Genomic DNA, 19,148 nt, shown 5'->3' on the forward strand with positions numbered 1-19,148 from the left:
ATGCAATCTCTGGGCAGCTCCAAGTCATCCGCCAAACCCGCCAGGGGCGGTTTCTCCTTGTTCCGCATCAGCGGTCCCGGGCTGATGGTCCTGGTGACGGCGTTCGTTGTGGCCGTCATCTTCGCGGCCAACCAGAACGACGTCGTGGGCTGGGTTGTTGCCGTGATCGCCCTCTTCTGGCTCCTGCTGGCATGCTTCGTGGTGTTCAGCATCCAGAAGGCCGCCAAAAAGGCCGGAGCCAAGCTGACTGAAGCCCAGAATGCCTTCACCACGGCAGCCGGCCGCGGCCCGTCGTCATCCGCGGTCAACCATGGCGGGACGCGCGTGGTGTCTGAACGCAGCGAGGCGGACGAGGTCCGCGACCTTAAGCTGGACCACTCGTTCAAGATCGTGCAGGTGCAGGTCCGCGTGGTGGAGGACGAGCGCGCCAAGGGAGCCGCGGCCAACCAGGACACCATTAACCGTGCCCTGGAAACCATCGAGATCACAGCCACCAACGCCCGCGACATGATCAAGTCTTCGGGCGGCAGCGGAGAACCGGTCACCGGCACCATCATCGACTAGAGTGGAGCGGGTGAGCTCGGCATTGAAGAAGGACCACCTTCGCATCGCATCGGTCAACGTCAATGGGCTTCGGGCCGCCTACAAGAACGGCATGGCGGCCTGGCTGGAACCGCGCGAGGTGGACATCCTTTGCCTCCAGGAGGTCCGGGCCCCGGACGCGGTCGTGCGCCAGCTGCTGGGTGATGGCTGGCACATCCTGCACGCTGAGGCGGAAGCCAAGGGCCGCGCAGGGGTGGCCATCGCCTCGCGGGAAGAGCCCCTGGCCACCCGGAACGGCATCGGTGACGACTACTTCGCTACCGCGGGGCGCTGGGTGGAAGCCGATTTCCGGCTGACCGACGCTGCCGGTGAGCGCGTGCAACTGACCGTGGCCAGCGCCTACGTGCACTCCGGCGAGGCGGGCACGCCGAAGCAGGATGACAAGTACCGCTTCCTCGACGCCATGAGCACCCGCCTGCCGGAACTGACCAAGCACAGCGACCACGCCCTGGTGGTGGGGGACCTGAACGTGGCCCACACGCCGTTGGACATCCGGAACTGGAAGGGCAACCTGAAGAAGGCGGGCTTCCTCCCGGAGGAACGCGCCTACTTTGACCGGTTCTTCGGTGAAGACATCGGCTGGCACGACGTCCACCGCACCATGTCCGGTGAGATGGACGGGCCCTACACCTGGTGGTCCTGGCGCGGCAAGGCCTTTGACAATGACGCAGGCTGGCGCATCGACTACCACATGGCGACACCCGCGCTGGCAGCCTCGGCGATCTCCGCCGTCGTGGACCGCGCTGCCTCCTACGACACCCGCTTCTCCGACCATGCACCCCTGGTAGTGGACTACCAGCTCTAAGCCCGCAGCTCCAAGCCCCGAAAGTTTCCTTCCCATGACTAGCCAGACCTCCCCGGCCGCCAAGAAGCGCATCCTCTCCGGTGCCAAGCCCACTGCGGACTCGCTGCACCTCGGCAACTACATCGGTGCCGTCCGCAACTGGGTGGACATGCAGGCGGAGTACGACGCCGTCTTTTTCATTCCCGACCTGCACGCCATCACCGTCGACTTCGATCCCACGGACCTGGCCACGCGCACCCGGATTGTGGCCGCACAGTACATCGCCGCCGGCATCGATCCGGACAAGAGCATCTTCTTCGTCCAGTCCCACGTGCCCGAGCATGCGCAGCTGGCATGGGCGCTCAACTGCATCACGGGCTTTGGTGAGGCCTCCCGGATGACGCAGTTCAAGGACAAGACCCAGAAGTCCGGTGCGGACGCCGCCACGCTGGGGCTTTTCGCGTACCCCACCCTGATGGCAGCGGACATCCTGCTCTACCAGACGGACCTGGTACCGGTAGGGGAGGACCAGCGCCAGCACCTGGAACTGACCCGCAACCTGGCCCAGCGCTTCAACACACGGTTCGGGACAACGTTCACGGTTCCGGAGGCGACGATCGTCAAGGAAACCGCGAAGATTTACGACCTCCAAAACCCGAGCGCCAAGATGTCCAAGACCGGCGAGTCGCCCAACGGGGCCATCCAGCTGCTTGACGACCCCAAGATCGCGGCCAAGCGCATTAAATCCGCAGTGACGGACGCGGGCACCGAGATCAGGTTCGACCGCGAGGAGAAGCCCGGGGTTTCCAACCTGCTGACCATTTACTCCTCGCTGACCGGCAAGTCCATCGCGGAGCTGGAGGCGGAGTACCAGGGCAAGATGTACGGCCACCTGAAGGTTGACCTCGCCGAAGTGGTGGTCGAGTTCGTCACCCCCCTGCGGGACCGCACCAATGAGCTGATGTCTGACCCGGCAGAGCTGGACCGGCTGCTGGCCCTCGGTGCTGAACGTGCCCGTGAGATTGCCTCGGTCACCCTTGGCCAGGTGTATGAGCGCATGGGCTTCCTGCCCTCCCTGAGCCTCGCGGGAGTCCGCTAGCGCCATGGCATCCAGCGTAGGCGTCATCCTGGGGTTCCCTCCTGACATTGCGGAGGAGCTGCAGCGCTGGCGGGCGTCCTTCGGCGACCCGCTGGCGGATGTTGTGCCTGCCCACATCACCCTGGTGACCACCACGCCCACGCATGACTGGGACGCCACGTGTGAGCACGTGCGCGAGGTGGCGCGCCGGCAGAGCCCGTTCATGGTGACGATCGCCGGCACGGGGACTTTCCGACCCGTTTCACCGGTTGTCTTCATCAACGTGGAGGAAGGGTTCGAGGACTGTGTTGAGCTGCACGGGAAACTCCAGCAGGGCCCGCTCCAGCGGGAACTTCCCTTTGCCTACCATCCGCACGTCACCATAGCCCACGACGTCGCCCCGGAAAGCCTTGATGAGGCGGAAACGGCGCTGAAGAACTACAGGGCCACCTTCCCCGTGGTTAGCATGGGTCTTTACGAGCACGATGCAGACGGCATTTGGCAGCTACGGGAAGAGCTGGACTTTGGGAGCGAAACTGACAACCACGCCGGCACCAGATTCGCGGAAACCGCCGCGGAAGCCGCAGCCAAAGCAGGCGGAGCAGCAGCCTCTTCCCACTGAACGTGCCCAGCTGAAGCTTGCCGTCATCCAGAAACGGATTGACTGGGGAAGGGCACGCAGGTCCGGCGGAGGCCCCCTGGCCGCAATGATGGCCATGTTCCAGTGGATCCTGGCCCGGCTCAACGTATTTCGGCCGATGCGCGCGCTCCGGCACTACACCCTTCAGCGCGGCCCGCTGATGAGCGCCGGCATCGGCTTCAACATGTTTTTCTCCATCACCGGCCTCCTCACCACCGGCTTCTCTATTGCCGGCCTGGTCCTGCGGGGACAGCCGGCCCTCCTGGAGACGGTGATCAGCAGTGTGGCATCGAGTGCGCCCGGGCTCTTGAAGCTCAACGGCGGCCCCGGGCTGGTGGATCCGCAGGACCTGCTGAACCCGGATGGGCTGGGCTGGACAGCTGTGATCGGCTCGTTGGTCACGGTGGTCACCTCGCTGCGCTGGATTTCCGGTATCCGGGAGGGGCTGCGGGGCGTCCTGCAGCTGGCGCCGCTGACGGTCAACCCCATCCTCCTGAAGCTGCGGGATGCCGGAACGCTGCTGCTGCTGGGTGTTGCGCTGGTGATCAGCGCGGGGGCATCCCTGGTGTTCGGAGCCGCTGCGGGGTGGGTCTCGGACTTCCTGCGGCTCGATGACGCGCTGGCGGGGCCGTTGACCACGTCCGTCAAGATTGCTGTTCCCCTGGTCCTGGGCTGGGCAACGGCGTTCATCATGTATAAGGTCGCTGCGAGCCTCAAACTGTCCCGCAGGGCACTGCTGGAAGGCACCGTCCTGGCGGCGCTGGGCACCGGCGTGCTTCAGATCTTCAGCACCGAACTGCTGGCAGGCGCCAGCCGCAACCCCATCCTTGCGCCGTTCGCCATCATCATCGGCCTCCTGATCTGGTTCAACCTGGTGAGCCAGGTGTACCTGATCTCTGCAGGTTGGGCTGCCATCCGGGAAGCAGACCTTCGGCACGGCCCCTCAGGTCACGACAAGGGCATGTGGGGCGCACGCCAGGTGCAGCCGGGTAAAGTACCCGTCCAGGCCGGGAAGGCTCCGCTCTACTCCGAGGACGGCAAAGCCGCTACTGCCCGGCGTCGAGGTACTGGTCGGCCCACGCAGCGATAATCCGTGCGGCCCGTGCCGCCTGGCCCTTGCCCGTCAACAGATGGTCGCTGCCCTCCAGGGACACAAAATTGCGCGGGTGGCGGGCCGTCTGGAAAATGGTGCTGGCATTCTCGATTCCCACGGTGTTGTCCGTGGGGGAGTGGAGCACCATCAGTGGCTTGTGCAGCTGCCGGATGCAGTCTGTGAGGTCAGCCCTCTCCAGGTCCTCCACGAAGTGCTTGCGGATCTCCACCCGCTTGCCGCCAAGGTCCACCTCGGCGCTGCCCTCACTCAGAATCTTGTCCAGTGCAGCGTCAAAGACATGCGCAACGTGCTTGGGCGAGAAGGGGGCGCCGACTGTTGCGACGGCGTCGAGCTCCGGAATCTCCCTGGCGGCGGCCAGCACCGCGGCGCCGCCGAAAGAGTGCCCCACCAGCAGGGAAATCGCCTTTCCTTCATTCCGCATGAACTCGGCAGCCTTGACCGTGTCCGCCACCTTATGGCTGAACGAACCAGCGGCCCACTCCCCGCCGGAACCGCCCAGGCCCAGGTTGTCGAAGCGCAGCATGCCTACGCCGCTGTCCGCCAGGGCTTTGCACATGCGGGAAGCCGACGGTGCATCCTTGCCCAGGGTGAAGCCATGCGAGAAGACGCCCCAGCCCTTCACCGGGCCTTCCGGCACATCGATGATGCCGGAGAGGATTTCCCCCGTGGAGCCGGCGAACGAGACTTTTTCGGAGCGGGACACCGCGTCCCCTTTCTGTCGTTGATACGACGACGGCGCCGCTCACCGTACGTTTTCCGTACAAGGTGGGCGACGCCGTCGTCCGCTTGATCCCTGGTCAGATCTTGCGGGAAAGAATTGCCTGCTTGACCTCGGCGATCGCCTGCGTCACCTGGATGCCGCGGGGGCATGCCTCGGAGCAGTTGAAGGTGGTGCGGCAGCGCCACACGCCTTCCTTGTCGTTCAGGATTTCCAGGCGCATGTCACCGGCATCATCACGGGAATCGAAAATGAAGCGGTGTGCGTTCACGATGGCCGCCGGGCCGAAGTACTGGCCGTCGGTCCAGAACACCGGGCAGGAGGACGTGCACGCGGCGCACAGGATGCACTTGGTGGTGTCATCGAAACGCTCTCGGTCCTCGGCGGACTGCAGGCGTTCCCGGGTGGGCTCGTGGCCCTTGTTGATGAGGAACGGCATGACCTCGCGGTAGGACTGGAAGAACGGCTCCATGTCCACGATGAGGTCCTTCTCCACCGGCAGGCCCTTGATGGGTTCCACCGTGATGGGCTTGGACGTGTCCAGGTCCTTCAGCAGGGTCTTGCAGGCCAGGCGGTTGCGGCCGTTGATGCGCATGGCGTCGGATCCGCACACGCCGTGGGCGCAGGAGCGGCGGAAGGACAGGCTGCCGTCCATCTCCCATTTGACCTTGTGCAGGGCGTCCAGGACGCGGTCCGTGCCGTACATGGTGAGGTGGAAATCGTCCCAGGTCGCCTCTTCGGAGACCTCCGGGTTGTACCGGCGGACGCGCATGTGCACATCGAACGTCGGGATCTCGCCGCCACCGCCGACGCCGGCAGGCAGTTCAATCTTTGAGGCTGGCTCAGCGGTTTCAGCGGTCATCTTAGTACTTCCTCACCATCGGCTCGTAGCGGGTAAAGACAACCGGCTTGGTGGCGAGGCGGATGCCGGCAATTGCTTCTGCCGATCCGTCAGCCGGCGCGTGGTCGTCCTTGTACGCCATGGAGTGCTTCATGAATTTCTCGTCGTTACGGTCCGGGAAGTCCTCGCGGAAGTGTCCGCCGCGGGATTCCTCGCGGTGCAGGGCGGCCACGGTCATGACCTTTGCCAGTTCCAGCAGGAAGCCGAGCTCAACGGCTTCGAGCAGGTCCAGGTTGAAGCGCTTGCCCTTGTCCTGGACGTTGATGCGCTTGTACCGCTCCTCGAACGATGCGATGTCTCGCAGGACCTGGTTCAGCGTCTCGGCGGTACGGAACACCTGCATGTTGGCGTCCATGGTGTCCTGCAGTTCCTTGCGGATCTGGGCCACCTTTTCGTTGCCAACGCCGTTGCGGGCAATGTCCAGCAGTTCGGTGGTGTACGCCGTCGGGTTCTCCGGCAGTTCCACAAAGCTGGCGGTCTTGGCGTACTCAGCCGCGGCGATGCCCGCGCGCTTGCCGAACACGTTGATGTCCAGCAGCGAGTTGGTGCCCAGGCGGTTGGAACCGTGCACGGACACACATGCCACCTCGCCGGCGGCGAACAGACCGGGGACAACGGTGTCGTTGTCCTGGAGAACCTCGGTTTCGATGTTCGTCGGAATGCCGCCCATGGCGTAGTGCGCCGTGGGGAACACTGGAACAGGCTCGGTGTAGGGCTCGACGCCAAGGTAGGTGCGGGCGAACTCGGTGATGTCAGGAAGTTTGGCGTCGATGTGGGCCGGCTCCAGGTGGGTCAGGTCCAGCAGCACGTAGTCCTTGTTCGGGCCGCAGCCGCGGCCTTCACGGACTTCGTTGGCCATGGACCGGGCCACGATGTCACGGGGTGCCAGGTCCTTGATGGTGGGGGCGTAGCGCTCCATGAAGCGCTCGCCCTCGGAGTTACGCAGGATGGCACCTTCACCGCGGGCTGCCTCGGAGAGGAGGATGCCCAGGCCGGCCAGGCCGGTCGGGTGGAACTGGAAGAACTCCATGTCCTCCAGCGGAATGCCCCGGCGGAAGGCGATGCCCATGCCGTCACCGGTGAGGGTGTGGGCGTTCGAGGTGGTCTTGAAGACCTTGCCGGCGCCGCCGGAAGCGAACACCACGGATTTGGCCTGGAAGACGTGCAGTTCACCGGAGGCGAGGTCGTAGGAGACCACGCCCGCCACGCGCTTCTGCTTGTAGGGGGTGCCGTCCTCGCGGACCGCGTCCTCTTCAACCGTCAGGAGGTCGAGGACGTAGTACTCGTTGTAGAACTCGACGTTGTGCTTGACGCAGTTTTGGTACAGCGTCTGCAGGATCATGTGGCCGGTGCGGTCCGCGGCGTAGCAGGCGCGGCGGACGGGCGCCTTGCCGTGGTCGCGGGTGTGGCCGCCGAAGCGGCGCTGGTCGATGCGGCCTTCGGGCGTGCGGTTGAACGGCAGGCCCATCTTTTCCAGGTCAAGCACGGCGTCGATGGCTTCCTTGGCCATGACCTCCGCGGCATCCTGGTCAACCAGGTAGTCGCCACCCTTGACGGTGTCGAACGTGTGCCATTCCCAGTTGTCTTCCTCGACATTGGCAAGGGCTGCACACATGCCACCCTGGGCCGCACCGGTGTGCGAGCGGGTGGGGTAGAGCTTGGTCAGTACTGCTGTGCGGGCACGCTGACCTGATTCGATCGCGGCGCGCATGCCAGCGCCACCGGCACCGACGATGACGACGTCGTACTTATGGACCTGCATACCAGATGCTCTTTCTCTCAAAATTCGCTATGGAACAACGGGGCGGCGTTGCCTGCTCCGCAAAACAGGGCCCGCGGGAAAGCCCGCGGGCCCGGGGTGGTGCCGGTGCTAGGCAGGGCAGAATCCGCCCGGCAGGGGAACGCCGTCCACGACGGGGCACGGATCGAAGGTGAAGATCACCAGGGTGCCCAGGACGATGATGACCACGGTGGCGGAGTACAGGACAGTCTTCAGCCAACGGCGGGTGGTGTCCTTCTCTGCGTAGTCATTGATGATGGTGCGCACGCCGTTGGTGCCGTGCAGCATGGCCAGCCACAGCATGGCCAGGTCCCAGAACTGCCAGAAGGGATCCGCCCACTTGCCGGCCACGAAGCCGAAGTCGATGGCGTGGATGCCTTCGCCCACCATGAGGTTCACGAAGAGGTGTCCGAAGATGAGGACCACCAGCACCACGCCGGAGAGGCGCATGAACAGCCAGGCGATCATTTCGAAGTTGCCGCGGGTGCCGCCGTTGCGGCGGTACTGGGGGGCGATCCGCCCGCTGCGGGGGCTCTCGATGGTTGCAGACATGGCTTAGTGGCCTCCGAGGGCGAGGGACAGGTGGCGGATGGAGAAGGCAACCATGGTCACGACCCACAGGCCCAGGACTGCCCACAGCATCTGCCGCTGGTACTTGGCACCCTTCTTCCAGAAGTCGACTGCGATGATCCGCAGGCCGTTGAAAGCGTGGAACACGATGGCGGCGACAAGGCCGGTTTCGCCAAGGGCCATCAAGGGGTTCTTGTATGCACCGATCACGGCGGTGTAAGCCTCGGGAGACACACGCACCAAGGAGGTGTCCAAAACGTGGACCAACAAGAAGAAAAAGATCACTACACCGGTAATACGGTGTCCTACCCAGGACCACATGCCTTCACGGCCGCGGTACAAGGTGCCAGCTGGTTTTGTCGGCACTGATAAACCTCCCTGCAACACAGCGGCGCTGGCATGAGATCCACGCGGGGGGAACGCCTGCTGCGAGAGCACTCGTAGCTCAGGCCTAAATCTAGGCTCAGCTAACAGCTTATTCAATTTAGGAACGCCTTGGTGCCCTGCAGTGGCGCGGATTTCTGAAAATTATGAGACAAACGCCACACCCCGCCCGCCCGGTTCATGGCCACACTGTGTCAGCGCTTCCGTTCGCGCGGGAGGCTCCAACGGCTCGTCAGCTAAAGTAGGCGGTGATGAGTACAGACAAAGTGACAAGCCCGGCATCACCCCTTGACCGCTTCATCGCGGTGATCCCGGCCGGCGGAGTGGGGACCCGCCTCTGGCCTCTGTCACGAGCCGCAGCTCCCAAGTTCCTCCACGACCTCACGGGTTCGGGCAGTACGCTGCTGCGCGCCACCTACGACCGGCTGCACCCGCTGGCCGGTAGCCGGATGCTGGTTGTCACTGGCAAGGCGCACCGCGATGCAGTGTGCCGCCAGCTTCCCGAGGTCACGGATTCGGATCTGGTGCTCGAGTCCGAGCCCAAGGACTCGGCGGCAGCCATCGGGCTTGCCGCGGCAATCCTGCATGAGCGCGATCCCGGAACCATCATGGGTTCCTTCGCCGCCGACCAGGTGATCAGCCCGGACGATCTCTTCCAGGCGGCCGTCCGCGAGGCCATCCACACCGCCGCCGCGGGCAAGATCGTGACCATCGGCATCAAGCCCACGCACCCCTCCACCGGTTTTGGGTACATCCGTTCCGGCCAGGACCTCCACATCGAGGGCGCACCCAGCGCGCAGGACGTGGTGGAGTTCGTGGAAAAGCCGGACGAGGCGGTGGCGCAGCAGTACGTGGACAGCGGCAACTACGTGTGGAACGCCGGCATGTTCGTTGCGCCGGTTGCGCTGCTGCTCAAGCACCTCGAAGCCAACCAGCCCGAACTGTTCCAGGGCCTGCAGGAGATCGCGCGTGCCTGGGACACCCCTAACCGGGACGAGGTCACATCCCGCATCTGGCCCACCCTGCCGAAAATCGCCATCGACTATGCCGTCGCGGAGCCCGCCGCGGAAGCCGGGGACGTCGCCGTCGTGCCCGGAACCTTCCGCTGGGACGACGTCGGTGACTTCGCCTCCGTGGGCAGGCTCAACTCCGCCAAGGAAGTGGATGACGTGACTGTCCTCGGCGAAGGCGCGCGCGTCTTCACCGAGAACTCCAGCGGCGTGGTGGTTACCGACACCAAGCGCGTGATCGCCCTGATCGGCATCGAGGACGTGGTCATCGTGGACACCCCCGATGCCCTGCTGGTCACCACCATGGCCAACTCGCAGCGGGTCAAGGCAGCCGTTGACGCCCTCAAGGCCAGCGGCGACACGGACGTCCTTTAACCCAAAGTTTGCCTGCAGTTCTTGCCGTCACGGTTGCCCGGGATGTAACGCGGTTACCGTGATGGCCTGTATTGCGTCCATCCTCGCTAGAGTGATGAAGTGCGCAATTACACTACTGAAGCCGAGCCCACCGCCCTGGTGTCGCCCTGGCTCGAACCGCTCCTGCCGGAACTGATTGAATTCCGCCGCGACCTGCACGCGCACCCCGAACTCTCCTTCAAGGAGTACCGCACCACGGACAAGCTGGCCGAGCGCCTCGAGGAGGCCGGCCTGAAACCCCGCCGCCTCGAGGGCACCGGGCTGACGGTGGACGTCGGCGACGGTCCCATTGCCACCGCCCTGCGCGGCGACATCGACGCCCTGCCCATCATCGAGGAAACGGGCCTGCCGTTCGCGTCCAAGAACCACGGCGTCACCCACGCGTGCGGCCACGACGTACACACCGCCACCATGCTGGGCATCGCCCTGGTACTGCACCGCATGCACCAGGAGACCCCCCTGGGCGGGACCGTCCGGATCATTTTCCAGCCCGCCGAGGAGACCATGCCGGGCGGTGCCCACGCCTGCATTGAGCAGGGCGTCCTGGAAGGCGTGCCCCGCATCATGGCGCTGCACTGCGACCCGCGCATCGAAGTGGGCAAGATCGGAACGCGCATCGGGGCCATCACCTCGGCATCGGACACTATCCGGATCGAGCTTTCCGGCCGGGGCGGGCACACCTCCCGGCCGCACCTGACGGAAGAGCTGGTGTTCGCCCTGGCCCAGATCGCGGTCAACGTTCCCGCCGTCCTGTCCCGCAGGGTGGATGTCCGCAGCGGAGTGTCCGTCGTCTGGGGCCAGATTTCCGCCGGATCCGCGCCGAATGCGATTCCCGGCACCGGCTACATGGCGGGAACCATGCGCTGCCTGGACCGCGAGGCCTGGCACGAGGCCGGCGAGCTGCTGGACGAGGTGGTCCACCAGGTGGCGGCGCCCTACGGTGTGGACGTCCGGCTTGAACACACCCGGGGTGTGCCCCCGGTGGTGAACTCCGAACACGAAACGGCGATCATTGAGGCAGCCGCGCGCGCGGAAATCGGCGAGAGCGCCGTGGTGCTGACGCCCCAGTCCATGGGCGGGGAGGACTTTGCCTGGTTCCTTGCCGAGCTCCCCGGCGCCATGATGCGCCTGGGCACCAAGACCCCCGGCGGCGAGGAATATGACCTGCACCGCGGCGACTACATCGTGGACGAGCAGGCCCTGGGCCTGGGCATCCGGGTCCTCACCGCGGCCGCCCTGCGCACCATCCGCGACTTCTAAACGCTTTCGGGAAAGCCCGACGCCGGCACGTGCTGAAGTGCCGGCGTCGGGCTTTTTCATGCCTTATCTGCGCCTCGGAGTTTGGTAAGTTGTGCACAACTTAGTTGCCCGCTACTGTTGTTGCCATGAGTGAAGCTCCCCGCCTGGACCGCCAGGTCTGTTTTGCGCTCTACTCCGCTTCCCGCGCAGCAACCGCCGTATATCGTCCCGTCCTGGAAGACCTGGGCCTGACCTACCCGCAGTACCTGGCCATGCTGGTTCTCTGGGAGAACGAGCCGCGGGGCGTGAAGGAACTGGGCGATGAGCTCGGCCTTGACTCCGGCACTTTGTCGCCGCTGCTCAAGCGGCTTGAGGCCCTTGGCCTTGTTGAGCGGCGCCGGTCCGGCGAGGATGAGCGCCGGGTGGCCATCCACCTCACGCCCGCGGGGAGGAGCCTGAGCGGAAAGGCCTCCGCCATTCCCCAGCGGCTCGCCGACGCCGCAGGGCTCACGGCCATAGAGCTCGAGCAACTGCGCGAAACCCTGGGCAAGCTCACCGCCGCCCTCCACGCTGCGCTTTGACCGCCTTCCCGGAACCACCCCGTGAGTAGTGATCCCGACAGAACGGATATATCCATGAAGCCCCTTTACACTGCAGTTGCCCTTGCCTCCGGCGACGGCCGGGACGGCACCGCCCGTACCCGTGACGGCAGGCTGGACGTTTCCCTCGCCAGTCCGGTTGAACTCGGCGGCACCGGTGACGGGACCAACCCCGAGCAGCTCTTTGCCGCCGGGTATGCCGCGTGCTTCCACTCGGCCCTCCGCCTGGTGGCACGCCAGGAACGCGCCGACCTGACGGATTCCGCAGTGGCTGCCAAGGTGCACCTTGGCCGGCTTGACGGCGGGGAGGGCTTCGGCCTGGCCGCCGAACTGGAGATTGCGCTGCCTGCCCTGGACCGGGATACAGCCGAGGCCCTGGTTGCCAAGGCGCATGAGATCTGCCCCTACTCCAATGCCACCCGCGGCAATATCAGCGTGGACATCAAAGTCCTGGAGTACGCGGCATGAGCGCCGCCACCCTTCCTGCCGCCACCCAGGAAATCCGCCTCGCCTCCCGCCCGGTGGGCCGTCCCGCAGCAGCAAACTTCCGGCTCGCAGAATCGCCGCTGCCCGCGCTGGGCGACGGGCAGGTCATGGTGCGGAACCTCTTCATCTCTGTTGATCCCTACATGCGCGGCCGCATGAACGACGTCAAGTCCTACTCGCCGCCCTTTGCCCTCGACGAAGCGCTCGACGGCGGTGCGGTGGGCGAGGTGATTGCGTCCCGTTCCACGGCGCTCCAAAAGGGCGACGTCGTCGTACATTCGCTCGGCTGGCGGGAATACGCCGTCCTTGACGCGGAAGCCGTGAAGCCGGCCCGCACCGACTTGGCGCCGGCGTCGGCCTTCCTCGGCGCCCTCGGCATGACCGGCCTGACCGCCTACGCGGGACTGCTCAAGGTCGCCGAATTCAAACCCGGCGACGCCGTGTTCGTCTCAGGCGCGGCAGGAGCCGTCGGCTCGCTGGTGGGCCAGATCGCCAAGGCCATGGGTGCCTCCCGGGTCATCGGTTCTGCGGGTTCCCCGGCCAAGGTGGCCAGGCTCCTGGAGCTTGGCTTCGATGCCGCCTTCGACTACCACGACGGTCCAGTGCGGGACCAGCTTGAAGAGGCGGCCGGCAGCGGGGGCATCGATGTCTACTTCGACAATGTGGGCGGAGAGCATCTTGAAGCTGCCCTGTCCGTGCTGAACGTTGGGGGACGGGTGGCCATGTGCGGCGCCATAGCCCAATACAACTCCACCCAGCCCACGCCGGCCCCGCATAACCTGGCGCTGGCCATCGGGAAGCAGCTCACCCTCCGCGGCTTCCTGGTGGGCGGCCAGCGGCAGCACTCCGCAGAGTTCGCCGAGAAAATGGCAGGCTGGCTGGCCGACGGCACCGTCCGGTACGACGAGACCATTGTGGACGGGCTGGAAAACGCTCCGCAGGCATTCATGGACCTGCTGGACGGTGCTAACACGGGGAAGATGCTGGTCAGGCTCTAGCACCTCCGCCTGCCCTGCCCAGTAGGGGGTGCCGCGCGAACGCGGAACCCCCTACTGGTTGGTAACAACTTGTAAACAATCTCAAGGAAGTTGCCCTGCCGTGCTATTGGACGTGGCGCAGGCCACTAAAGTGGGTGCCATCAGTGCGCTCCGGCGCAGTGCTGCGAGCCCTCAGTGAAAACAGAATTTCAGTGCAGAAACGGACACTCATTGAATTCGAGCCGTAGCGCCACTCTCTTCATCCTGGAGGAATCTTGATGTCATCACTGCGTGCACACCTCAAGCGCGGTTCCGTTGCCGGCCTGGCCACGGTGGGCGCCACATCGCTCGTGCTGGCCGGTTGCGGTGCGCCTCCCGAAGCCGGCGGCGGCTCCACTGCCGGCGCCAGCGACTACACGGGCTGCATCGTCTCCGACTCGGGCGGGTTCGACGACCAGTCCTTCAACCAGTCCTCCTACGAGGGGCTGAAGAAGGCCGAGACGGACCTGGGAATCAAGGTCAACCAGGTGGAGTCCAAGACCAACAACGACTTCGAGCCGAACCTGCGGGCCATGGTGACAGCAGGCTGTGACCTCACGCTGACCATCGGCTTCCTGCTCGGCGACGCGACCAAGAAGCAGGCCGAGGCCAACCCGGACAGCCACTTCGCCATAGTCGACTACAGCTACAACCCGCCGATCAGCAACGTCAAGCCGATCATCTACGACACCGCGCAGGCCGCGTTCCTGGCCGGCTACCTTGCCGCCGGCACCACCAAGACCGGAACCGTGGCAACGTTCGGCGGCATCAAGCTTCCCACCGTGACCATCTTCATGGACGGCTACGCGGACGGCGTGAAGTACTACAACGAGCAGAAGGGCAAGGACGTCAAGCTCCTTGGCTGGAACAAGGAAGCCCAGGACGGCAGCTTCACCGGCGACTTCGAAAAGCAGGACGTTGGCAAGCAGCTCACCCAGAACTTCCTGGACCAGGGCGCAGACATCGTGATGCCCGTTGCCGGCCCGGTGGGCAAGGGTGCCGGTTCCGCCCTCAAGGAAGCCAAGGCTGCCGGCAAGGACGTCAAGCTGATCTGGGTCGACTCCGACGGCTACCTCACCGCCCCTGACTACAAGGACATCATGCTGTCCTCGGTCATGAAGACCATGGGCGAGGCCGTGGAAGCGGTGGTGAAGGATGACAAGGAAGGCAAGTTCAGCAACGAGCCCTACGTCGGCACCCTCGCCAACGAAGGCGTCCAGCTGGCACCCTTCCACGATCTCGACTCCCAGGTTCCTGCGGACCTGAAGTCCGAGCTGGAGCAGATCGAGAAGGACATCATCGACGGAAAGCTGAAGGTGGAATCCGCGGCCAGCCCGAAGGCCTGATTCCTGCCTGAGCGCCACCGCCCGGCCCGTTACCGACAGGCCGGGCGGTGGCGCTTTTTGCTGGCCGCATTTCGGGCCCGCCGCCCGCTCATCCTCCGGCTGCAGCCACTAGGCTGGTGCTGCAGCCTCATATCCCGTCCGGTGGACCACCGGACGCTTCGAGATTGGTCAGAGTTTTGAAACTTGAACTCAGAGGGATCACCAAACGATTTGGCACGCTGCTGGCCAACGACCACATAGACGTGGTGGTTGAGCCGGGACAAATCCACTGCCTGCTCGGCGAGAACGGGGCAGGAAAATCAACCCTGATGAATGTGCTGTACGGGCTGTATGAGCCCACTGACGGGGAAATCCTCATCGACGACAAACCCGTAACCTTCCGCGGACCGGGCGACGCCATGGCCGCCGGCATCGGCATGGTGCACCAGCACTTCATGCTGGTCCCTGTTTTCACGGTGGCCGAAAACGTGGCCCTGGGCGCCGAGCCCACCAAGGCCGCGGGCTTCCTGAACCTGGACGAAACCCGCCGCCGGATCAAGGAGATCTCGGACCAGTACGGGTTCGACGTCGACCCCGACGCCCTGGTGGAGGACCTTCCGGTGGGCGTCCAGCAGCGCGTGGAGATCATCAAGGCCCTGGTCAGGAACGCCAAGGTCCTGATCCTTGATGAGCCCACAGCCGTCCTGACGCCGCAGGAGACCGACGAACTCCTGGACATCATGCGCCAGCTGAAGTCCGGCGGTACCTCCATCGTCTTCATCTCGCACAAACTGCGGGAGGTCAAAGAGGTGTCCGACACCATCACGGTGATCCGGCGCGGCAAGGTGGTGGGTTCGGCCGATCCCTCCGCCGCCACCTCGGAGCTGGCCTCCATGATGGTGGGCCGTGCTGTCAGCCTCACCCTGGACAAGGCGCCGGCAAAGCCCCAGGAAAAGACGTTCGTGGTGCACGACCTCACGGTGATCGCACCCAACGGCCAGCATGTGGTGGACGGACTCAACTTCGACATCGCCCGGGGCGAGATCCTCGCCGTCGCCGGGGTGCAGGGCAACGGCCAGACCGAGCTGACGGAAGCCATCCTCGGCCTGCAGGAGCGGGTCTCCGGATCGGTCACCCTCGACGGCAAGGAACTCCTGGGCCGCCCCGTCAAGGAAGTCCTCAAGGCCGGCGTCGGTTTCGTGCCCGAAGACCGCAAGGTGGACGGCCTGGTGGGGACCTTCTCCGTGGCGGAAAACCTCGTCCTGGACCTGTATGACAAACCGCCGTTCGCCAAAGGCATCAGCATGAGCCCGGCAAGGATCCTCGAAAACGCCAAGGCACGGATCGGTGAGTTCGACGTCCGCACCCCCTCCGCGGCCGCGGCCGCCGGGACACTGTCCGGCGGCAACCAGCAGAAGGTGGTGATGGCGCGGGAGCTCTCGCGGCCCCTGCGGCTGTTCATCGCCTCCCAGCCCACCCGGGGCGTGGATGTGGGCTCCATCGAATTCCTGCACCGCCGGATCGTTACCGAACGCGACCAGGGCACGCCCGTCATGATCATCTCCACCGAACTGGATGAGGTGATGGAGCTGGCGGACCGGATCGCCGTTCTCTACAAGGGCAAGCTGGTGGGCATCGTCCCGGCCGGCACCAGCCGTGAAACCCTGGGCCTCATGATGGCCGGGATCCCGCCGGAGGAGCACGCGCACACTCCGCAGGCGGGTCCCGCCGCGGCCACAACCACCGCTTCCACTCCAGACGCCGAGGGAGACGACCATGTCTGACAACCATCCCCCCAAGCACGCGGCCGGGGAAGGGCATGGCACCACGCCTTCCGGCAAGCCCCACCACAAGGCCAGCCAGGCAGAGGAGGAAACCGCCGCCGTCGTCTCCGTTGACACCGCCGGCGGTGCCATGGAGCCCTCCGCCGTACCTGCCACCGCCCAAAGCGGTCAGCTTCCGGGCGGCCCGGACACGGTGCTCCGCAGGATCTTCACCGGCAGCGGCATGGTCTCGCTGCTGGCGGTGCTGCTGGCCCTCATCATCGGCGGCCTCCTGATCGCCAGCACCGATGCGCGGGTGGCCACCACCTCCACCTACTTCCTTGCCCGGCCCACGGACTTCCTCGCCGCCGTCTGGGACGCAGCCACCCGATCCTACGTCGCCCTGTTCCAGGGCTCGGTGTTCAACCCCCGCGGAAACAGCGTCGCCGCCCAGTTCGCGCCCTTCATGGAAACGCTCACCATCGCCACGCCGCTTATCACGGCCGGCCTGGGTGTGGCACTGGCGTTCCGGGCAGGCCTCTTCAACATCGGCGCCCAGGGGCAGATCATCGTGGCGGGCATCCTTGCCGCGTGGGTGGGCTTCGCGCTGCACCTGCCGTTCGGCTTGCACCTCCTCCTGGTCCTGGTGGCAGGGATCGTCGGCGGCGCCCTGTGGGGCGGGCTGGTGGGCGTGCTCAAGGCACGAACCGGTGCCCACGAGGTCATCCTCACCATCATGTTCAACTACATCGCACTGTATTTCCTGCGGTACCTGCTGAACACGCCGGCGTTCCAGCGCCCGGGGGAGTCCAACCCCATTTCCCCCATCCTGGACCCCACCGCCGTCTATCCGCAGATCTTCGGCACGCAATACCGGCTCCACCTTGGCTTCATCCTGGCCATCGGCGCCACCTTCCTGGTGTGGTGGCTGCTGAACCGCTCTACCGTCGGGTTTGAATTCCGGGCTGTGGGCGCCAACCCCAAGGCGGCCCAGACCGCCGGCATCAACGTTTCCCGGTCCACCATCCTCGTGATGGCCATGGCCGGCGCACTGGCCGGAATGTCCGGCGTCGCGCAGGTGGCAGGAACCGAGAAGGTGCTTACCGACGGCGTTGCCGCCACCTACGGTTTCGATGCCATCACCGTTGCGCTGCTGGGACGTTCGACGCCGTGGGGCACCTTTGCAGCCGGCCTGCTGTTCGGCGCCTTCCGCGCCGGGGCGGTCCAGATGCAGATCCAGACCGGCACCCCCATCGACATCGTCCTGGTGGTCCAGTCCCTGATTGTCCTGTTCATCGCGGCGCCGCCGCTGGTCCGCGCGGTCTTCGGACTGAACCCGCGGCGGAAGAAGCCTGCCCGTCCGGCGAAGTCCCGGCAGGCAGCAACTACCGGAGGTGCAGCATGAGCACAACAGTTTCGTCCCCGCGCCCGGGAACACCCCAGCCAGCCGGAACCGACGCCGGTGCCGCCGCCCTTTCCGCCAAGCCGGTGGGCTGGAAGACGCCCGTCCTGCTGGCAGCCTTCGGGCTGATCGCACTGGTCTTCTTCGGCCTCCTGGCCCCCAACCAGACGGCAAGCTTCGGCATCTCCACCGGCGAGGACTTCTTCCAGCTGCCTGCCCTGGCGGTGAACGCGTTCGCCGGCGGCATCGTGCTGTCCGTGCTGATGCTGGGGCTGGCCGCCTACGCGGTCTACCTCAAGACCAAGGACCGGCCCGCGCCGGGCTGGCTGCCGGTGACCTTCATCGTCCTGTTCGTCGCAGCATTCCTTATCTGGGTTGTGGGCGGCGCCCGCACCCCCAGCATCTCGCTGGCCGGGCTGATCGCCGGCTCGGTCACGCTGGCCGTTCCACTCGTGTTCGGCTCGCTCTCAGGCGTCCTCTGCGAACGGGTGGGCGTGGTCAACATCGCCATCGAAGGCCAGCTGCTCGGCGGTGCGTTCACTGCTGCCATTGTGGCCAGCATGACGCAGAACCCGTTCGTGGGGCTCCTGGCTGCCGCGATCGCCGGTGCACTGGTGTCGATGGTGCTGGCACTGTTCAGCATCAAGTACCTGGTGAACCAGATCATCGTCGGCGTCGTCCTGAACGTGCTCGTCTCCGGCGTCACCGGCTTCCTGTTCAGCACTGTCATGCAGGAGGACAGCGAACGGTTCAACTCCCCGCCCGGGCTGGAGGCCATCGAGATTCCGGTCCTCTCCAGCATTCCGGTGATCGGCCCCATCCTGTTCCGGCAGACCCTGGTGGGTTACCTGATGTACATCGCAGTCTTGGTGGTCTGGGTGGGCTTGTTCAAGACACGGTGGGGCCTGCGGGTCCGGGCTGTGGGTGAACACCCGCAGGCCGCGGACACCTTGGGCATCAACGTGAACGCCACCCGCTTCTGGAACGTCACCCTGGGCGGTGCCGTCGCCGGGATCGGTGGTTCCTTCTTTACCCTGGTGGCCATTGACAGCTTCACCAAGGAGATCTCCGGCGGCCGCGGCTTCATCGCCCTCGCCGCCCTCATCTTCGGCCGGTGGAACCCGATCGGTGCGTTTTTCGCGGCGCTCCTGTTCGGGTTCGCGGACAACCTGCAGAGCATCGTCACCATCATCGGAACCCCGGTTCCCAGCCAGTTCATGGCCATGCTGCCGTACCTGGTGACCGTCCTCGCCGTCGCCGGCCTGGTGGGCAAGTCCAGGGGACCGGCAGCCAGCGGCATACCCTACGTCAAGGGATGACCG

Annotated in this window: 19 protein-coding genes; 14 read left to right on the top strand and 5 right to left on the bottom strand. The window is 65.4% G+C overall.

Going from position 1 to position 19,148, the window contains the following annotated elements; translation table 11 throughout:
* The 5 genes from AC5RUO_RS10120 (at position 1) to AC5RUO_RS10140 (ending at position 4,195) form a co-directional block, all read left to right on the top strand.
* On the top strand, positions 1-564 hold the full coding sequence (locus AC5RUO_RS10120) for a hypothetical protein (RefSeq protein ID WP_494010670.1): 564 nt from the start codon (positions 1-3) through the stop codon (positions 562-564).
* 10 nt (positions 565-574) lie between these two features.
* Entirely contained in the window at positions 575-1,408 is an 834-nt protein-coding gene (locus tag AC5RUO_RS10125) for an exodeoxyribonuclease III (protein ID WP_494010669.1), read from the top strand.
* Positions 1,409-1,442: 34 nt separating this feature from the next.
* Positions 1,443-2,486 carry a tryptophan--tRNA ligase gene (gene trpS, locus AC5RUO_RS10130; RefSeq protein WP_494010668.1) on the top strand — a complete coding sequence of 348 codons (1,044 nt, stop codon included), beginning with the start codon at positions 1,443-1,445 and terminating at the stop codon, positions 2,484-2,486.
* A gap of 4 nt (positions 2,487-2,490) precedes the next feature.
* Positions 2,491-3,087 carry a 2'-5' RNA ligase family protein gene (locus AC5RUO_RS10135; RefSeq protein ID WP_494010667.1) on the top strand — a complete coding sequence of 199 codons (597 nt, stop codon included), beginning with the start codon at positions 2,491-2,493 and terminating at the stop codon, positions 3,085-3,087.
* Between the two features lie 85 nt (positions 3,088-3,172).
* Positions 3,173-4,195: a YihY/virulence factor BrkB family protein gene (locus AC5RUO_RS10140; RefSeq protein ID WP_494010666.1), complete on the top strand. Its 1,023-nt coding sequence runs from the start codon at positions 3,173-3,175 to the stop codon at positions 4,193-4,195.
* On the opposite strand, the gene AC5RUO_RS10145 is transcribed toward AC5RUO_RS10140, so the two are convergent.
* The 5 genes from AC5RUO_RS10145 to sdhC all read right to left on the bottom strand — a co-directional run bounded on the left by AC5RUO_RS10145 (position 4,152) and on the right by sdhC (position 8,554).
* Positions 4,152-4,922: an alpha/beta hydrolase family protein gene (locus AC5RUO_RS10145; protein WP_494010665.1), complete on the bottom strand. Its 771-nt coding sequence runs from the start codon at positions 4,920-4,922 to the stop codon at positions 4,152-4,154. The genes AC5RUO_RS10140 and AC5RUO_RS10145 overlap by 44 nt on opposite strands.
* 94 nt (positions 4,923-5,016) lie before the next feature.
* On the bottom strand, positions 5,017-5,799 hold the full coding sequence (locus AC5RUO_RS10150) for a succinate dehydrogenase iron-sulfur subunit (RefSeq protein ID WP_494010664.1): 783 nt from the start codon (positions 5,797-5,799) through the stop codon (positions 5,017-5,019).
* Position 5,800: 1 nt separating this feature from the next.
* A complete protein-coding gene (gene sdhA, locus AC5RUO_RS10155) occupies positions 5,801-7,600 on the bottom strand; it encodes a succinate dehydrogenase flavoprotein subunit (RefSeq protein WP_494010663.1) in 1,800 nt (599 codons plus the stop codon).
* Between the two features lie 108 nt (positions 7,601-7,708).
* Positions 7,709-8,170 (bottom strand): succinate dehydrogenase hydrophobic membrane anchor subunit, encoded by a 462-nt coding sequence (locus tag AC5RUO_RS10160; protein ID WP_494010662.1) that lies wholly within the window; start codon positions 8,168-8,170, stop codon positions 7,709-7,711.
* A gap of 3 nt (positions 8,171-8,173) precedes the next feature.
* On the bottom strand, positions 8,174-8,554 hold the full coding sequence (gene sdhC, locus AC5RUO_RS10165) for a succinate dehydrogenase, cytochrome b556 subunit (protein ID WP_015936418.1): 381 nt from the start codon (positions 8,552-8,554) through the stop codon (positions 8,174-8,176).
* A gap of 269 nt (positions 8,555-8,823) precedes the next feature.
* Here sdhC and AC5RUO_RS10170 point away from each other — a divergent pair, with 269 nt between their 5' ends.
* From AC5RUO_RS10170 to AC5RUO_RS10210, 9 genes are all read left to right on the top strand, one after another.
* Positions 8,824-9,957 (top strand): mannose-1-phosphate guanylyltransferase, encoded by a 1,134-nt coding sequence (locus AC5RUO_RS10170; RefSeq protein WP_494010661.1) that lies wholly within the window; start codon positions 8,824-8,826, stop codon positions 9,955-9,957.
* 99 nt (positions 9,958-10,056) lie between these two features.
* Positions 10,057-11,256, top strand: coding sequence for an amidohydrolase (locus AC5RUO_RS10175; protein ID WP_494010660.1), 1,200 nt, complete (start codon positions 10,057-10,059; stop codon positions 11,254-11,256).
* A gap of 125 nt (positions 11,257-11,381) precedes the next feature.
* The gene (locus AC5RUO_RS10180; RefSeq protein WP_494010659.1) at positions 11,382-11,816 is read left to right on the top strand and encodes a MarR family winged helix-turn-helix transcriptional regulator; all 435 of its coding nucleotides are present in this window, start codon (positions 11,382-11,384) and stop codon (positions 11,814-11,816) included.
* 54 nt (positions 11,817-11,870) lie between these two features.
* Positions 11,871-12,302, top strand: a complete 432-nt coding sequence (locus tag AC5RUO_RS10185) for an organic hydroperoxide resistance protein (protein ID WP_494010658.1) — start codon at positions 11,871-11,873, stop codon at positions 12,300-12,302.
* Positions 12,299-13,318, top strand: coding sequence for an NADP-dependent oxidoreductase (locus AC5RUO_RS10190; RefSeq protein WP_494103442.1), 1,020 nt, complete (start codon positions 12,299-12,301; stop codon positions 13,316-13,318). Before AC5RUO_RS10185 ends, AC5RUO_RS10190 begins: the two co-directional genes overlap by 4 nt.
* A 257-nt stretch (positions 13,319-13,575) precedes the next feature.
* Complete coding sequence (locus tag AC5RUO_RS10195; protein WP_494010657.1) at positions 13,576-14,682, top strand: BMP family lipoprotein; 1,107 nt, start codon at positions 13,576-13,578, stop codon at positions 14,680-14,682.
* 176 nt (positions 14,683-14,858) lie between these two features.
* The gene (locus AC5RUO_RS10200; protein ID WP_494103443.1) at positions 14,859-16,445 is read left to right on the top strand and encodes an ABC transporter ATP-binding protein; all 1,587 of its coding nucleotides are present in this window, start codon (positions 14,859-14,861) and stop codon (positions 16,443-16,445) included.
* Positions 16,438-17,829: an ABC transporter permease gene (locus tag AC5RUO_RS10205; protein WP_494010655.1), complete on the top strand. Its 1,392-nt coding sequence runs from the start codon at positions 16,438-16,440 to the stop codon at positions 17,827-17,829. The genes AC5RUO_RS10200 and AC5RUO_RS10205 overlap by 8 nt, the downstream gene beginning before the upstream one ends.
* On the top strand, positions 17,826-19,145 hold the full coding sequence (locus AC5RUO_RS10210; RefSeq protein ID WP_494103444.1) for an ABC transporter permease: 1,320 nt from the start codon (positions 17,826-17,828) through the stop codon (positions 19,143-19,145). The genes AC5RUO_RS10205 and AC5RUO_RS10210 overlap by 4 nt, the downstream gene beginning before the upstream one ends.
* Positions 19,146-19,148: the final 3 nt, after the last annotated feature.

The sequence above is a fragment of the Arthrobacter sp. Y3221087 genome (assembly GCF_059089905.1).

What these genes read in the sequence shown, in the direction of transcription:
- AC5RUO_RS10120 (WP_494010670.1), top strand. Translation starts at nt 1, where the DNA reads ATGCAATCTCTGGGCAGCTCCAAGTCATCCGCCAAACCCGCCAGGGGC.
- trpS (WP_494010668.1), top strand. Translation starts at nt 1,443, where the DNA reads ATGACTAGCCAGACCTCCCCGGCCGCCAAGAAGCGCATCCTCTCCGGT.
- AC5RUO_RS10135 (WP_494010667.1), top strand. Translation starts at nt 2,491, where the DNA reads ATGGCATCCAGCGTAGGCGTCATCCTGGGGTTCCCTCCTGACATTGCG.
- AC5RUO_RS10140 (WP_494010666.1), top strand. Translation starts at nt 3,173, where the DNA reads ATGATGGCCATGTTCCAGTGGATCCTGGCCCGGCTCAACGTATTTCGG.
- AC5RUO_RS10150 (WP_494010664.1), bottom strand. Translation starts at nt 5,799, where the DNA reads ATGACCGCTGAAACCGCTGAGCCAGCCTCAAAGATTGAACTGCCTGCC.
- sdhA (WP_494010663.1), bottom strand. Translation starts at nt 7,600, where the DNA reads ATGCAGGTCCATAAGTACGACGTCGTCATCGTCGGTGCCGGTGGCGCT.
- AC5RUO_RS10160 (WP_494010662.1), bottom strand. Translation starts at nt 8,170, where the DNA reads ATGTCTGCAACCATCGAGAGCCCCCGCAGCGGGCGGATCGCCCCCCAG.
- AC5RUO_RS10170 (WP_494010661.1), top strand. Translation starts at nt 8,824, where the DNA reads ATGAGTACAGACAAAGTGACAAGCCCGGCATCACCCCTTGACCGCTTC.
- AC5RUO_RS10180 (WP_494010659.1), top strand. Translation starts at nt 11,382, where the DNA reads ATGAGTGAAGCTCCCCGCCTGGACCGCCAGGTCTGTTTTGCGCTCTAC.
- AC5RUO_RS10185 (WP_494010658.1), top strand. Translation starts at nt 11,871, where the DNA reads ATGAAGCCCCTTTACACTGCAGTTGCCCTTGCCTCCGGCGACGGCCGG.
- AC5RUO_RS10190 (WP_494103442.1), top strand. Translation starts at nt 12,299, where the DNA reads ATGAGCGCCGCCACCCTTCCTGCCGCCACCCAGGAAATCCGCCTCGCC.
- AC5RUO_RS10195 (WP_494010657.1), top strand. Translation starts at nt 13,576, where the DNA reads ATGTCATCACTGCGTGCACACCTCAAGCGCGGTTCCGTTGCCGGCCTG.
- AC5RUO_RS10205 (WP_494010655.1), top strand. Translation starts at nt 16,438, where the DNA reads ATGTCTGACAACCATCCCCCCAAGCACGCGGCCGGGGAAGGGCATGGC.
- AC5RUO_RS10210 (WP_494103444.1), top strand. Translation starts at nt 17,826, where the DNA reads ATGAGCACAACAGTTTCGTCCCCGCGCCCGGGAACACCCCAGCCAGCC.